This is a genomic window from Brevundimonas pondensis, assembly GCF_017487345.1.
Taxonomy (GTDB): Bacteria; Pseudomonadota; Alphaproteobacteria; order Caulobacterales; family Caulobacteraceae; genus Brevundimonas; species Brevundimonas pondensis.
This window is the reverse complement of record NZ_CP062006.1, coordinates 1,279,270-1,292,313: the sequence shown is the minus strand read 5'-3', so window position 1 is coordinate 1,292,313 and position 13,044 is coordinate 1,279,270. Positions and strand designations below refer to the sequence as shown.

At 68.3% G+C, this 13,044-nt stretch carries 12 protein-coding genes; 3 read left to right on the top strand and 9 right to left on the bottom strand.

The window, feature by feature from the left end:
- Nucleotides 1-72: 72 nt before the first annotated feature.
- From ligA to IFE19_RS06530, 3 genes are all read left to right on the top strand, one after another.
- Entirely contained in the window at nt 73-2,391 is a 2,319-nt protein-coding gene (gene ligA, locus IFE19_RS06540) for an NAD-dependent DNA ligase LigA (protein ID WP_207826614.1), read from the top strand.
- Nucleotides 2,370-3,005: a 3'-5' exonuclease gene (locus tag IFE19_RS06535; protein ID WP_207826612.1), complete on the top strand. Its 636-nt coding sequence runs from the start codon at nt 2,370-2,372 to the stop codon at nt 3,003-3,005. The genes ligA and IFE19_RS06535 overlap by 22 nt, the downstream gene beginning before the upstream one ends.
- Before the next feature lie 179 nt (nt 3,006-3,184).
- A complete protein-coding gene (locus tag IFE19_RS06530) occupies nt 3,185-3,607 on the top strand; it encodes a DUF2147 domain-containing protein (RefSeq protein ID WP_207826608.1) in 423 nt (140 codons plus the stop codon).
- Nucleotides 3,608-3,668: 61 nt separating this feature from the next.
- Here IFE19_RS06530 and IFE19_RS06525 read toward each other — a convergent pair whose 3' ends face one another.
- The 9 genes from IFE19_RS06525 to gtdA all read right to left on the bottom strand — a co-directional run bounded on the left by IFE19_RS06525 (nt 3,669) and on the right by gtdA (nt 13,044).
- A complete protein-coding gene (locus IFE19_RS06525) occupies nt 3,669-4,652 on the bottom strand; it encodes an aldo/keto reductase (protein ID WP_207826606.1) in 984 nt (327 codons plus the stop codon).
- 92 nt (nt 4,653-4,744) lie between these two features.
- Entirely contained in the window at nt 4,745-5,437 is a 693-nt protein-coding gene (locus IFE19_RS06520; protein WP_207826604.1) for an LrgB family protein, read from the bottom strand.
- A complete protein-coding gene (locus IFE19_RS06515; RefSeq protein ID WP_207826602.1) occupies nt 5,434-5,805 on the bottom strand; it encodes a CidA/LrgA family protein in 372 nt (123 codons plus the stop codon). The genes IFE19_RS06520 and IFE19_RS06515 overlap by 4 nt, the downstream gene beginning before the upstream one ends.
- A 4-nt stretch (nt 5,806-5,809) precedes the next feature.
- The gene (locus tag IFE19_RS06510; RefSeq protein ID WP_207826600.1) at nt 5,810-7,633 is read right to left on the bottom strand and encodes an aminopeptidase P family protein; all 1,824 of its coding nucleotides are present in this window, start codon (nt 7,631-7,633) and stop codon (nt 5,810-5,812) included.
- A 104-nt stretch (nt 7,634-7,737) separates the two neighbouring features.
- Nucleotides 7,738-9,201: an alginate export family protein gene (locus IFE19_RS06505; RefSeq protein WP_207826598.1), complete on the bottom strand. Its 1,464-nt coding sequence runs from the start codon at nt 9,199-9,201 to the stop codon at nt 7,738-7,740.
- A 55-nt stretch (nt 9,202-9,256) separates the two neighbouring features.
- Nucleotides 9,257-9,886 (bottom strand): maleylacetoacetate isomerase, encoded by a 630-nt coding sequence (maiA, locus tag IFE19_RS06500; protein WP_207826596.1) that lies wholly within the window; start codon nt 9,884-9,886, stop codon nt 9,257-9,259.
- A gap of 4 nt (nt 9,887-9,890) precedes the next feature.
- Complete coding sequence (locus tag IFE19_RS06495) at nt 9,891-11,225, bottom strand: MFS transporter (RefSeq protein ID WP_207826594.1); 1,335 nt, start codon at nt 11,223-11,225, stop codon at nt 9,891-9,893.
- A 71-nt stretch (nt 11,226-11,296) separates the two neighbouring features.
- Nucleotides 11,297-11,992 carry a fumarylacetoacetate hydrolase family protein gene (locus IFE19_RS06490; protein ID WP_207826592.1) on the bottom strand — a complete coding sequence of 232 codons (696 nt, stop codon included), beginning with the start codon at nt 11,990-11,992 and terminating at the stop codon, nt 11,297-11,299.
- Nucleotides 11,989-13,044, bottom strand: coding sequence for a gentisate 1,2-dioxygenase (gene gtdA, locus IFE19_RS06485; RefSeq protein WP_207826590.1), 1,056 nt, complete (start codon nt 13,042-13,044; stop codon nt 11,989-11,991). Before gtdA ends, IFE19_RS06490 begins: the two co-directional genes overlap by 4 nt.

Sequence of the window (13,044 nt, the reverse complement as noted above, 5' to 3'; positions counted from 1 at the left end):
TCATGGACGCTGCGATCTCGTGGCCGCCGATGCTAAACACCGCGACTGAACAAGGCTGACCGCGCGATTCCCATGTCCGAAACTCCCGTCGAAACCCTGACCGAAGACCAGGCCTGCGAGGAGTTGGCGCAGCTGTCGGCCGAACTGGCCCGCCACGACGCCCTCTACTATGCCGACGCCGCGCCCGAGATTTCCGACGCCGACTACGACGAGCTGAAGCGCCGCGCCCTGGCCATCGAGGCCGCCTTCCCCGCCCTGACCAGCCCCGTCTCCCCGTCGCAGCGGGTCGGCGCCCCCGTCTCCAGCCAGTTTGCCGAAGTCCGCCACGGCGTGCCCATGCTGTCGCTGGACAACGCCTTCGACGACGGCGAGGTGCGCGACTTCGTCGCCCGCATCGCCCGCTTCCTGAAACTGCCGGGCGACGAGCCCATCGCCTTCGTCGCCGAGCCCAAGATCGACGGCCTGTCCGCCAGCCTGCGCTACGAAAAGGGCGTTCTGGTCCAGGGTGCCACGCGCGGCGACGGCAAGACCGGCGAGGACGTGACCGCCAACCTGCGCACGCTCGCATCCATCCCCCAGACCCTGACCGGCTCAGGCTGGCCCGACGTCATCGAAATCCGGGGCGAGGTCTATGCACCCAACGACGCCTTCGACGCCTTCAACGCCGCCGCCGAGGCCGAGGGCCGCCGCACCTACGCCAACCCGCGCAACTTCGCCGCCGGTTCGCTGCGCCAGAAAGACCCGAAGATCACGGCCAAGCGCCCCCTGACCTTCTTCGCCTACGCCTGGGGCGAGACCTCGGCCCCGTTCGCGGAAACGCAAGCTGGCGCGCTGGAGGCCTTCCGCAGTTGGGGCTTCCAGGTCAACGACCGCTCCAACCGCGTCGAGGGCGCCGAGGGTCTGATCGACGTCTATCGCGGGCTGGAAACCGACCGCAGCGGCCTCGGCTACGACATCGACGGCGTGGTCTACAAGGTCGACCGGCTGGACTGGCAGCAGCGCCTCGGCTTCATCGCTCGCAGCCCCCGCTGGGCCATCGCCCACAAGTTCCCGGCGCAGCAGGCGACGACGGTTCTGGAAGGCATCGACATCCAGGTCGGCCGCACCGGCTCCCTGACCCCTGTCGCCCGCCTGCACCCCGTCACCGTCGGCGGCGTGGTGGTGCGCAACGCCACCCTGCATAACGAGGACGAGATCGCCCGCAAGGACGTGCGCATCGGCGACACCGTCATCCTGCAGCGTGCCGGCGACGTCATCCCCCAGATCGTCGGCGTGGTCGAAACCCTGCGCCCCGCAGACGCCCAACCCTTCGCCTTCCCCCACGCCTGCCCCGTCTGCGGATCGGAAGCCGTGCGCGAGGGCGACGAGGTCAAACGCCGCTGCACCGGCGGCCTGATCTGCGACGCCCAGATCGTCGAGCGCTTGAAGCATTTTGTCAGCCGCCGCGCCTTTGACATTGAAGGGCTTGGAGAAAAACAGCTTATCGCCTTCCATGCGCGTGGCTGGATCAAGGAGCCGGCGGACATCTTCCGGCTCGCCTGCGACGAGCAGAAGCTGGCCCTGCTGCGCGCCGAGGACGGCTATGGCGAGACCAGCGTCCGCAACCTGATCGCTGGCATCAACGCCCGCCGCACCATTAGCCTCGACCGCCTGATTTTCGGTCTGGGCGTGCCCGACATCGGCGAGCAGACCTCCCTGGTCCTGTCGCGCGCCTTCGGCAGCTGGACCGCCTTCAAGGACGCCTGCATGGCCGCCTCGAACGGTCTGGCCAGCGACGACTGGAAGGCCCTGGCCGCCACCCACGCCATCTCGACCCGCGTCCTGGGCCTGATGGCCGAAGCGACCCCGCCCGCCGACGATCCCTGGCCGGAAGCGCCCATGGATCAGAAGATCGCCCTCGCCTTCCCCGGCATGGCCGCGCTCGCCCGCCGCTCGCTGGCGGAAATCTCGGGCGGCTGGTCCGACCTGACCCGCTGGGCCAGGGTCGCCCGCCTTGAGGGCCCCTCCGAAATCCTGAACCAGATCGCGGGCGTCTCCGGCGTCGGCCCTGTCGCCGCCGACGCCCTGGCCCACTTCTTCCACGAGCCGCACAACCAGGCCGTCATGGACGCCCTGCTGGCCGAACTGGATGCGGTCGAGGACGTCGCCGCCCCGACCACCGACAGCCCCGTGGCGGGCAAGACGGTCGTCTTCACCGGCTCGCTGGAACGCTTCACCCGCGACGAGGCCAAGGCCCGCGCCGAAAGCCTAGGGGCCAAGGTTTCGGGCTCAGTGTCGAAAAAGACCGACTATGTCGTCGCCGGCCCCGGCGCGGGGTCCAAGCTGAAAGACGCCGAGAAACATGGCGTGACTGTCCTGACCGAAGACGAATGGCTGGAATTGATCGCCTGATGCACGCCGTCGCCATCGACTTCGAAACCGCAAACGAGCAGAGGTCCAGCCCCTGCTCGATCGGCCTCGCCTGGATCAACGACGGCGTCATCGAATCCGTCGAGCACCACTACATTCGCCCGCCGGGGATGCGCTTCGCCAGCTTCAACATCGCCTTCCATGGCATCGGCCCCGAACAGGTCGAGGACGCAGAGGAATTCCCCGCCGTCCTGGCCGCCATCGCCCCGCGCCTGCAAGGCCGGACGGTGCTGGCTCACAACGCCGCCTTCGACGTCAGCGTCATTCGCGGGACCTGCGACCACTACGGCCTCGCCTATCCCGAGTTCGACTACCTCTGCACCGTCAAGCTGGCCCAGATCACCTGGCCCGAGTTCGCCTCGCACAAGCTGAACAATGTCTGCGCCGAACTGGGCATCCAGTTCAAACACCACGACGCCGCCGAAGACGCCTTCGCCTGCGCCTCGGTCGCGCTGCAGGCGCTGCAAGTTCACAGGGCCGCCTGCGCCGCCACGCTCGCTGGGGCCACTGGCGTCAGCCTCGGCCGCCTGCACGCCGCTGGCTACAGCCCCTGCTCCTCGGCCGGGTCACGCCCGCGCCGCCAGCGCGCCGTTTGATGGGCGACAGAAAGCCCCGGAAATCCATCGCCTTAGTCGACCATCACGCTCAAATATTGACCTAAGGTCATGTAATCATTGATTGAACGTCACAATTTTGGGCCTTGTTTCGGACCGAAACCAGGATCACCCTTCACTCAAGGGATCGGCTCAACGGTCCGTGTGAAGGAATACGCCCGATGAAGTTCTCCGTCCTGGCCGCCGCCGCCATCGTCGCCGCCGCCTTGGCCTCCCCCGCCCTCGCCGGCGACCCGACCGGCCTGTGGCAGACGCCGACCAACGGCGGTCAAGTGCGCATCGCCCGCTGCGGTCAGGCCCTGTGCGGCACCCTGGTGACCTCCGACCATATCCGCGCCCAGCCCAACGCCCGCGACGAACACAACAAGGACGCCAGCCAGCGCAACCGCACCCTGCGCGGCCTCACCATGCTCAGCGGCTTCACGGGCGGCCCGACCGAATGGCGGGGCGGTTCGGTCTACAACCCGGCGGACGGCGGCACCTATCGCGGCACCATCACCATGACCAACGACAATTCCTTGCGCCTACGCGGCTGCATCGTCGCCCCCCTGTGCAAGACCCAAACCTGGACCCGCATCCAGTAGTCGGCCCTACAGCCCCAAATGCAGAACGCCTCCCCCGCGATCGCGAGGGAGGCGTTTCACATCAGCGGTTCAGCGAACTCATGCCGCCGGGCGCATAGCGCTCGCCCACCGCCGCCCCGCGCGGGAAGACGGCCTCGATCCGCGCCAGATCATCTGGCGTCAGCACGATATCCGCCGCCGCCGCGTTCTGCTCCAGCGTGGCGATGCGGCGCGTGCCGGGGATGGGAACCAGATCATCCCCCTGAGCCAGCACCCAGGCCAAGGCCAGTTGCGCCGCCGTCACGCCCTTGTCCGTAGCGATAGCGCCGACCGCACCGACCAGATCGAGGTTCTTCTGGAAGTTGTCGCCCGCAAAGCGCGGGTTCGTCCGGCGGAAGTCGTCGGGCGCCAGGTCGTCGATCGACTTGATGTCGCCCGACAGGAAGCCCCGTCCCAGCGGGCTGTAGGGCACGAAGCCGATGCCCAGTTCACGCACCACGCCCAGCAGTTCGTCCTCCGGGTCACGGCTCCACAGCGAATATTCGGTCTGCAAAGCCGTGATCGGATGCACGGCGTGGGCGCGGCGCAAGGTGGCGGGCGCCGCCTCGGACAGGCCCAGGAAGCGCACCTTGCCCTCCTTCACCAGTTCGGCCATCGCCCCGACCGTCTCCTCGATCGGCGTATTGGGGTCGATGCGGTGCTGGTAATAGAGGTCGATGTGATCGACGCCGAGGCGGCTCAGGCTGCCCTCGACCGCGCGGCGCACGTTGGCGGGTGAACCGTCCGTGACGGCCGAGCCGTCCGGCTGGCGGTTGATGCCGAACTTGGTGGCGATGAAGGCCTTGTCGCGCCGATCCTTCAGCGCCTTGCCCACCAGGACTTCATTGGTGTGGGGGCCGTACATCTCGGCCGTGTCGAACAGGGTGACGCCCAGGTCGAGCGCGCGGTGAATCACCGCGATGGATTGGGCCTCGTCGGCGCCGCCGTAAAAGGCGCTCATGCCCATGCAGCCCAGACCGACGGCCGAGACCTCAGGGCCGCCATGGCCCAGCTTGCGCATCTTCATTCGCGCATTCCTTCTGATGTGAGGGGGTCGGCGGCGCATCCGCCGACGCCTTTTAGATGGGCGCCGTATGGCCTTATTTCAAGGGGCGCGCCTCAGATCAGACTGGCCACGATGGACAGGATGGTCGCCGTCGCTACTGCATTCAGCGCCATGCCCAGACTGGCGAAGGCGCCCGCCGTCTGGTCCACCTGAAAGGCCCGCGCCGCGCCAAAGCCGTGCGCCGACACCCCGACTGCAAAGCCCCGCGCCCGCCAGTCCCTGATCTTCAGCAGGTTCAGCAACGGCGTCGCCGTCATCGCCCCGAACACCCCCGACATCAGCACGATCACCGCCGCCAGGGCCGGTATGCCGCCCAGCTGCGAAGCCACCGCCATCCCCACCGGCGTAGTCGTGGCGCGCGGGGCGATAGAGGCCATGATCTCAGCCGGCGCGCCGAACAGCCAGACAATGCCCACGGCGCTGACGATGGCCGTCACGGCCCCGGCCAGAAGGGCGCAGGTCAGAGGTTTTGCCAGACGCCGGATCGTCGCCCGCTGCGCCCAGATGGGCACGGCCAGCCCCACCACCGCCGGTCCCAGCAGAAAGCCCAATACCTGCGTCGCCTCGGCATAGGTGGCATAGGGCGTCTTCGTCGCCAGCAGCACCCCGATCAGCACCGGCGTCGCCAGCAGCACCGGATGGCACAGCGGATGACGCCTGCTGCGCCGCGACAGGGTGTCGGCCGCCTCGAACACCACCAGCGTCACCGCCAGCCAGAGCAGCGGCGTCGCGATCAGATCGCTCACGACGCGCTCTCCTCAGCTTCCGGCTCAGGCTCATCCCGCCCCGCCACGGCGCGGAACACCAGAGCCGTCACCGCCAAGGTCAGCAGGGTCGAAACCACCACCGCCACGACGATGCCGAGGCCATAGCGCGACAGGATCGCCCCCTCCTCCATCACGCCCACGGCGGCAGGGACGAACATGATCGACAGATGCGCCGTCAGCCAGCCCGTCACCTGCGTCAGCGTCAGCCGCTCTCTCGGCACAAAGGCCAGCCACGCCAGCAGCAGCACCATGCCGATCACCGACCCCGGCAGGGGCAGGCCCGTCAGCCGGTGGATCACCTCGCCCGCCAAGTGGCAGACGAGCAACAGGGCGATGGCGCCGATCATCGGCCTACAGCGGCGCCGTCTGCGCCTTCAGCCATTCCAGCGCCGCCTCGTCCTTCTGTACCCCCTCAGCCAGCAGAGGCCCGACCTTGGCCAGAACCTCGGCGTGATAGGCGTCCACATAGGCGCGCTCGTCGGCGGTCAGCAGAGCCACATCAATCAGACGACGATCCAGCGGCGCCAGGGTCAGCTGCTCGAAGCCGTGCATCGGCCGCTCGCCGCCCGGAACCTGCGTCGGGGCCGTGACGACCTGCAGCGTCTCGATGCGGATGCCCCACTCGCCTTCACGGTAATAGCCCGGCTCGTTCGACAGGATCATGCCGGTCAGCAACGGCTGGGTGTTGACATAGGGCGCGATGCGCTGCGGCCCCTCATGCACGCCCAGATACGACCCGACGCCATGGCCGGTGCCATGGTCAAAGTCGAAGCCGGCGTTCCACAGGGGCTGGCGCGCCACGGCGTCCAGTTGGTGGCCCGTCGTCCCGGCGGGGAAACGGATCACCGCCATGGCGATATGGCCCTTCAGGACCAGGGTGAACATCCGGCGCTGATCCGCCGTGCCCTCGCCGATGGCCATGGTGCGGGTCACGTCCGTGGTCCCGTCCAGATACTGACCGCCGCCGTCCACCAGCAGAAGCGAACCCGCCTCCATCGGCCGGATCTTGGCGCCGACCGGCTTGTAGTGCGGCAGGGCGCCGTTCGGCCCGACCCCGGCGATGGTGTCGAAGGACAGATCCTTCAGCATCCCCGTCGCCTCGCGGAAGCCCTCCAGCGCCTCGACCACCGCCCGCTCGTCGGGCAGGGTTTTCTGCGCGACCGTATCCACCCAATGCAGGAAGCGGGTCAGGGCCGCGCCGTCGCGAATGTGCGCCTGACGGCTGCCCTCGATCTCGACGTCGTTCTTCTGGGCGCGCGGCAGGGCGCAGGGGTCCATGCCGCGAACGATAGCCGCGCCCGCCGCTTCCAGCCGGTCGAAATACCAGGCCGAGGACACGGCCGGATCGATCATCACCTTGCGCCCTGACAGGGCGTCCAGCGCGCCGGGCAGCGCCTCGGACGTCTCCAGCGTCACGGCGTCGCCCAGCCAGCCGGGCAGCTCATTCGTCACCTTGGCCGGATCGAGGAAGACGCTGGCCGTCCCGTCCGCCTTCACCACGGCCTGTCCCAGCGGCAGGGGCGTGCGGATCACGTCGCCGCCGCGAATGTTGAACAGCCAGGCCAGCGACGACGGCGAGGTCAACACAGCCACGTCCGCGCCTTTTGCCTTGATGGCCTGACCGATGCGGACGCGCTTGGACGCCGCGTTCTCGCCGGTATAGCGGTCGTCGTGCGGCACGACCGGCGCCTGCGGCTGGGCCGGACGGGCGTCGCCCCAGGCCAGATCGATGGGGTTGGGCTCGACCGCTTTCAGCGTCGCCCCGGCCTTCTCAACCGCCGCGCGCAGAGTGGCGAGGGCGTCGGGGCTGTGCAGGCGTGGGTCATAGCCGATGACCGAACCGGCGCTCACGCCCTCCAGCCAGGCGGCCAGCTTGTTCAGTTCGACGCGCTCGAACAGGGCCGGATCGGTCTGGGCCTTGGCCTGTACCGTGTAGCGGCCGTCGACGAAGACCGCCGCGCGGTCCTTCAACACCACGCCCGCCCCGGCCGAGCCGGTGAAGCCGCTGACCCACGCCAGTCGCTCATTAGCGTCGGGCAGGTATTCGTTCTGATGCTCGTCCTCGTGCGGGACCAGCAGGCCGTCGAGGCCCTGCTTGGCCATCTCGGCGCGGAGCAAAGGCAGGTGCTTGGCCCCGAAGGACGGATCGGTGGTTTCGTCGAATGTCTGGCGCATGCGCTTCCTTACATCCCCCTATCCGACATGGGGAGGGCCGGCGACGCATTCGCCACAGGTTGTGGCCGCCGCCTCGCCGACGACGGCCCAACCCGCCATGCGCCTCAGAAGCGCAAGGTCAGGAAGGTCCCCAGATAGGACTGGTCCTCCGCCGTGCCGGTTTCCTTCAGGAAGTCGCCGGCCTTGGTGTAGTTGGCCACGCCCATCAGCGAGACATAGGGCGTCAGGGCGTAGCGGGCGAAGACGCCGGTGCGCCAGCCGACATAGGAGGACTGCCCCTCGTTGGCGCCGCGCAGCACCATGCCGGACAGGGCGTAGAGACCGTCGTCCTTGCTCTGGCGCCACAGGCCGGCGGTGTTGGCGCCGAGCGTCAGCTTGGGCGTCGGGCGCACCGTCACCTCGGGCTGCAGCAGCACCATGTTGGCGAAGCCCAGATCCGTGCGCAGGGCCGCCGGTTGCGGGAACAGGGGGTTGAAGCTGTTCAGCTTGCCGTCGTTGGGGTCCTTGTCGCCCGAGCCGACGTCCAGACGCACGGCGACGCGCGGCGACCACTTGACGCCCGAGAAGGTGCGCCCGCCGACCGCCGAGAAGAACCAGGCGTCGATGTCGAGATCGCGGAACGAGCCCCACTGCCTAACAGCCTTGATCTCATAGTCCCAGGGCGCGACCTTGCCGGTCAGACGCACCGACAGGGTGTCACGGTCGTCGCGGCCCGCCACCTGGCCATAGAAGGGCGTCACCAGCCGGTCGGTGTTGGCGTAGAGCAGCTCCAGCTTCGGCGCCGTCGCCCCCTGCCCCAGCGTCTTCGCAGCGGTCGCGCCGTAGAGGCGATAGTCGAAGTTGGTGGCGTCGTCCCACGAGGCCTTGCCTTCGCGCAGGGCGTAGCCGGCGAAGGCGCCGCCGCTCCAACCGGTCGGGCTGTCGTACATGACCCGGACCATGTCCAGGGCCACGCGGGCGTTGGCGCCCTCGCGCATGTCGAACAGGCGGAAGCCGCCCTGACCGAACTCCTGACGCCCGGCGCGGACGCGCAAGCTGCCCTCGCCCAGACCGGTCTTGGCCTCAAGGAAGGCCTGATGCAGATCGGTGCGGTTTTCCTCGATCACCGGTTCGCCGCTGGCCAGACCCGAGGTGCGGGCGTCCTGCACGTCGACAAAGGCCCGCAGCGAAGACCCCAGGTTCAGTTCGCCCCACAGGCGGGCGCGGGTCTGGAAGTCGCCGCCGGTGTCCTGAAGGCCGCGGCCGAAGCGCTCGTTGTCGCGGTGCTCGGCGCGGAAACGCAGTTCGCCGCCGAAGCTGGCCCAGACGGGACTGCCCTCGCCGCCGACCGGGACATATTTGAACTTCGACCAGGTCGAGGTGCGCTTGGCCGGATCGGCCAGGTAGGCATAGCTCTCGTCGTGATTGATCATCTTGAACGGCGGCGGCGCGGCCGGCGCCGTGGCAGGCCCGGCGGCCGGAGCCGCAACAGGCGCGGTCTGGATCGGCGCCTCGGCGTCCGCAGGCATGGGGGCGGGTATAGTGGCGTGCGAAAGCAATGCGGCGGCGGCCGCAGCGGCGATACTCATGGATGTCCTCCGGGAAAGGGCGCGGTTGGCTCCGCGCTCGGTTCGATTGGGATGATTATTCGGCGTCGAGCTGTTTGCCCGGGACCGCGTTCTGGAAGGCGGGCAGTTCGAGGCAGGCCGCTTCAATGGCCAGCAGGCGCGGCCAGCGCACCTCGACGCCGAAGCGACGGGCGTTGCCCAGTTGCGGCACGATGCAGAGGTCGGCCAGGGTCGGAGCATCGCCGAAGGCGAAGGGCCCCGGCTGGTCGGCCAGCAGCTTGTCGACCGCGTCGAGGCCTTCCTCGATGACGGTGGCGGCCCAGGCCTGAACCACTTCTTCGCCCAGACCGAGGTCGCGCAGGCGTTGCAGCACCTTGAGGTTCTGAACCGGGTGGATGTCGCAGGCGACGGCCTGAGCCACGGCGCGGACCCTGGCCCTTTGCACCGGATCGGCGGGCAGCAGCGACGGCTCGGGCGAGGTCTCGTCGAGGTATTCGATGATGGCCAGCGACTGGGTCAGGACCGCGCCGTCGTCGGTGACGAAGGATGGCAGCAACCCCTGCGGGTTGAGCGCCAGGTATTCCGGCGCCCGCTGCTCGCCCTTGCGCAGGTGGTGGATGACCTGCACGGCCTCCAGTCCCTTGAGACCCAGGGCGATACGAACCCGCCAGGAGGCCGTGGAGCGGAAATAACCGTGCAGGATCATGGGGTCAGACTCCGGCGCGACGACGCACGCCGCCGAGGGTGAAGACCGCGATCGAGGCGATCACGGCTGGGATGACAGCCAGCAGGATCAGCGACTGCGGCGTCCAGCCGGCGGCCAGCAGCACGCCGCCGACCAGAGGTCCGACGATGGCGCCGATGCGGCCGACGCCCAGGGCCCAGCCCACGCCCGTGGCGCGGATAGCGGTCGGATAGACGGCCGCCGTCAGGGCGTTGCAGCCGATCTGGGCGCCGACGACGCCGAAGCCGGACAGGGCTGCGCCGACCAGCAGAACCGTCAGGTTGGTGCCGCCGAAGGCCAGAAGGGCGATGAAGGCGGCCGAGGCGGCATAGGCCGAACCCAGGACGACATAGGGGCTGATCTTGTCGATCATCCGGCCCAGGACGATGGCGCCGACGACGCCGCCCATGTTCAGGGTCGCGGTCGACAGGATGGCCATGCTGAGCGGCAGACCGGCGCCCTTCAGCAGGGTCGGCAGCCAGTTCACCAGGAAGTACATGACCAGCAGGTTCATGAAGAAGGCGACCCACAGCAGCAGGGTCACCGGCGTGCGGCCCTCACGGAACAGCTGGAAGACCGAGAAGCCCTTGGCCGCCGACGACTGCTCGTGCTTCAGGCCGGCGATGAATTCGCTGACCGAGGCGTCAGCGTCGATCTTCTTCACGATGGGGGCGATCTTGTGCTCCGGCGCGCCCTTGGCGACCAGGAAGCGCACCGATTCCGGCAGCATGAACCAGAGCACCGGCAGCAGCAGCAGCGGCAGGACTCCGCCGACGACGAAGACCGAGTGCCAGTCGAAGTGGGCGATCAGCCAGGTCGAGATCAGGCCGCCGATGGTCGAGCCCAGGGGGAAGCCGCAGAACATGACCGTCACCAGGGTCGCGCGCAGGCGGGCCGGGCCGTATTCGCTGGTCAGGGCGATGATGTTGGGCATGGCGGCGCCCAGACCGACGCCGGTGATGAAGCGGTAGATCAGCAGCTCGTTCATCGAGGTCGAGAAGGCCGTCAGCAGGGCGAACAGGCCGAAGATGAAGGTCGAGATCAGGATGACCGTCTTGCGGCCGAACTTGTCCGCCGCCGGGCTCAGGGTGAAGGCGCCGACCGTCAGCCCCAGAAGGCCGATGGCGAAGATCGGGCCGAACGCCGACGGGGCCAGGCCCCAGTCCTCGGCGATCTTGGGCGCGACGAAGGCGATCGACTGGGTGTCGAAGCCGTCAAGCATGGCGATGATGAAGCACAGCGCCGTGACGCCGAACTGTAGCGGGCCGAATTTGGCCCGGTCGATGACGGCGTTGCCGCCCCCCTCACCCATGGCTGCCATTGATGTAGTCCTCCTGCGGAGGGCGCGTCTGTCGCGCGCCTCTCCGTGATTGATGATGCGTGTGAAGCGGATCAGGCGGCGGGCGGGCCGACCTTGATGTTGAGCGGGGTCAGGCCGTCGATGGCGACCGTCATGGCGTCGCCAGGAACCACCGCGCCGACGCCCGCGGGGGTGCCGGTGTAGATCAGATCGCCGGGCTGGATCTCCCACAGACCCGACAGGTAGGCGACGATGTCCGCCACCGGCCAGATCAGGTCGGCCAGGTCCGCCGACTGCTTGACCTCGCCGTTGACGGTCAGCTCGATCTTGCCGTGCTCGGGATCAAAGCCCTCGCCCGCCTTGTGGATCAGGCCCAGCGGCGACGACTGCTCGACGTTCTTGCCGGTGTCCCACGGGCGGCCCTGAGCGCGGGCTTCCAGCTGCAGGTCGCGGCGCGTCATGTCGAGGCCGGTGGCGTAGCCCCAGACGTGATCCAGCGCGTCCTCGACGGCGATGTTGCGACCGCCCTTGCCGATGGCGACGACCAGCTCGGCCTCATAGTGGAAGTTCTCGGTCTTGGACGGATAGGCGATGGTCGCCCCGTCCAGCACCACGGTCTCGGCCCAGGCTGTGAAGAAGAAGGGCGGCTCGCGGTCCGGGTCGCGGCCCATTTCGCGGGCGTGGGCGGCGTAGTTGCGGCCGACGCAGAAGATGCGGCGGACCGGGAATTCGTCCCCGGTGTTGGTCGGGGCAAGCACGGGCGCTTGCGGTTGGAACAGCAGGCTCATGCGTTCTCTTCCTTGTAGAGGTTCAGTTTTTCCTGACAGGCCTTGTCGGAGTATCCGAACAGGACCAGTCGGCTGGACGCCTTGAAGGCGACCGATTTCCACGACGGCACGACCACGATGTCGCGCGGCTTCAGAGCGATGGTCTCGCCCTCGATGACCGCCTCGCCCGTCCCTTCAACCACCACGAAGATGGTTCCGTCGGTCGAGCGGCGCGGCTTGCTCTCAAAGCCTTCCGGCAGCAGGCGGACATGGGCCGAGATGGTGGCCATGATCGGCCCGCCGTTGATCGGGTTCATGAACTCCAGCGCATGACCCAGATGCGGGTCGATCTCGGCCCCGCTCTCGGCCATGGCGTCCAGCGCCGGACGCCACTCGGCGTAGGGATAGTGGAACAGGGGCTGATGCGCCGGACGACGATCCGCCGTGTGGCCCTTCAGCGGACGCATGTTGCGGCCATAGCGGTTCAGGCTGTCGCCGGCCGGGGCCTGTTCGGGGAACTGGTCTTCCGAATAGCCCTCGGCGAAGCTGGCGTCGAAGTGGCGAACGGTGGGGATGTCCAGACCGTCCAGCCAGATCATCGGCGTCTCGGTCGGATTGCCGTGGTCGTGCCACTGGCCGCCCGGCGTCAGCACCAGGTCGAAGGGCTGCATCACCGCCTTCTCGCCGTCCACCGAGGTATAGGCGCCGCCGCCCTCCATGACGAAGCGCAGGGCGCACTGGGCGTGGCGGTGGGCCGGGGCGATCTCGCCCGGCAGGATCAGCTGCAGACCGGCGTAGAGGCTGGGCGTGATGCCCGAATGACCCGGCAGGCCGGGATTTTCCAGGATCAGCACCCGGCGCTCGGCCTGCTTGGCGCTGATCAGGTCGCCCGCCCGCATCAGGTAGTCGCGGGCGTTGTCATAGGACCACTTGTGGACCTTGGCCGGCGAGTCCGGCTTGGGCAGGACCAGGGCCGACAGCTTCTCCCACAGGGGATAGAGGCCTTCCGGCTCCATCTGCTCATAGAGGGCGTTCAGCTGGGACTGCTGGTCGTTGGACAGGACCTCGTGCAT